The sequence below is a fragment of the Methylobacterium sp. WL6 genome (assembly GCF_008040095.1).
Lineage (GTDB): Bacteria > Pseudomonadota > Alphaproteobacteria > Rhizobiales > Beijerinckiaceae > Methylobacterium.
This window is the reverse complement of record NZ_VRVH01000507.1, coordinates 1-1,905: the sequence shown is the minus strand read 5'-3', so window position 1 is coordinate 1,905 and position 1,905 is coordinate 1. Positions and strand designations below refer to the sequence as shown.

Here is a 1,905-nt window from a genome sequence, read left to right as displayed (position 1 = left end):
GCGGTTCGCCTCGGTCGACCGGGAAGCCCGATGCCTCGGCGATGCCGACCCATGCATTTCGCTCGCCGTAGTGGAGCCAGTCGCACACGAGGTCGAGCGGGTGCCCTCCGCTGTCCGGGGTCCGCGCGCGGCCGCCGAGGCGGGGGCGGCGATCCACGGCCCCGTCGATCAGCGCGCCTTCCTCGATGCGCTGGGTCTTCCCGCCCGCGCGGCCCGGCTGAAGGCGCGCGCGACGCCGGCCCAGGCCGAGGCGATCGCGGCCGCGTCGCTCCGGCTCACCGATCCGGCCCCCGGCGGGATGGGAAGCCTGTTCAAGGCGATGGCGATCACCCAGCCGACCCTTCCGCCGCCGCCGGGATTCGCGCACGGCTGAGGGCGGCGCGGGTGCCATCGTCACCGCCGGCGCCTTCGGTTATCGACGGGCGGACGTGATCCCGCATCGCGGGCGCGAAGTCTCGCCAGGAGCCGCCATGCCAGGAGCCGCCATGTTCGTTGAAGCGCCGGAACTCAGCTCGCATTCGGGCATCCGCCACGCCTTCTTCACCCGGCAGGGCGGCGTTTCCGACGGGCTCTACGCCTCCCTCAACGGCGGGCTCGGCTCGCAGGACAGGCCCGAGGCCGTCGCCGAGAACCGTGCGCGGATGTGCGCGCAGCTCGGGCTGCCGGCGGATCGGCTGGTCAGCCTCTACCAGGTGCATTCCGCGCAGGCCGTCGTGGTCGAGGCGCCGTTCGTCCCGTCGGAGCGCCCGAAGGCCGACGCCATGGTGACGCGGGTTCCGGGCCTCGCCCTCGGGATCGCCACCGCCGATTGCGGCCCGATCCTGTTCGCCGATCCCGAGAACGGCGTCGTCGGCGCCGCCCACGCGGGATGGAAGGGCGCGCTGACCGGCGTGGTCGAGGCCACGGTCGCCGCGATGGAAGGGCTCGGCGCCCGCCGCTCGGCGATCGTCGCGGTGCTCGGCCCGACGATCGCGCAGGGCGCCTACGAGGTGGGCACGGATTTCATGACGCGCTTCCGGGACGAGGCGCCGGGATCGGATCGGTTCTTCGCGGCCGGCACGCGGCCCGACCATGCACAGTTCGACCTGCCGGGCTTCGTGCTCTCCCGCCTGGAGCAGGCGGAGATCGGAGAAGCCGCCATCCTCGGCCTGTGCACCTATTCCGACCCGGACCGCTTCTACAGCTACCGCCGGACCACGCATCGCGCCGAGGCGGATTACGGCCGGCTGATCTCGGCGATCGCGCTGACGCCGTAGGCGGGTTCCATCGAAGGAACCGCATGCGACAATCTGTCCAGAGGCGGGACGCGAAAAAAGCGTGGCCGCAAGTGAACCTTGACCATTCGCGTGTGTTTATCGGGGCAGGTACCAAGGCAACAACGGCGGGGCGCCACAAAGGGGCCGTCTTCAGGACGGTCGGCGTTACCGCGATGCAACAGCATCCTTGGAGCCATTGACTTAAAGACGGGCAATCGGTGCCGGACGGGCCAAAAGGCCGGCGGCACCAGATGGAATGAGGACCAGACCATGAAATCCATGCTTCGGGGCGTCACCGCCCTCGCCGGCATCGCGCTCGCCGGCTCCGCCTTCGCCGCCGACCTTCCGCGTCGCGCCCCGCCGCCGGTGTTCACCCCGGTTCCGGTGTTCACCTGGACGGGCGCGTACTTCGGTATCAACGCCGGCTACGGCTTCGATGCCAGCGATCGCCGCGGCGCCACCGTCGTCGGCGTCTCGCCCGGCAACGCGATCTTCGCCGGCCCGGCCGGCGGCAACACCGGCGGCGTGCTCGCCTTCGGCGGCAGCCGCGGCAACGACGGCTTCACCGGCGGTGGCCAGGTCGGCTACAACTACCAGTTCACCCCGGGCTCGGGCGTCGTGATCGGCATCGAGGCCGACGCGCAGTACG

General features: G+C 71.3%; 1 protein-coding gene and 2 pseudogenes. All 3 read left to right on the top strand.

Features of this window, described 5'->3' with window-relative positions:
• A pseudogene (locus tag FV230_RS27815) lies at nucleotides 1-373 on the top strand (hypothetical protein); the annotation flags it as partial.
• Nucleotides 374-485: 112 nt separating this feature from the next.
• The gene (gene pgeF, locus FV230_RS27810) at nucleotides 486-1,256 is read left to right on the top strand and encodes a peptidoglycan editing factor PgeF (RefSeq protein ID WP_147844663.1); all 771 of its coding nucleotides are present in this window, start codon (nucleotides 486-488) and stop codon (nucleotides 1,254-1,256) included.
• Between the two features lie 270 nt (nucleotides 1,257-1,526).
• A pseudogene (locus FV230_RS27805) lies at nucleotides 1,527-1,905 on the top strand (porin family protein); the annotation flags it as partial.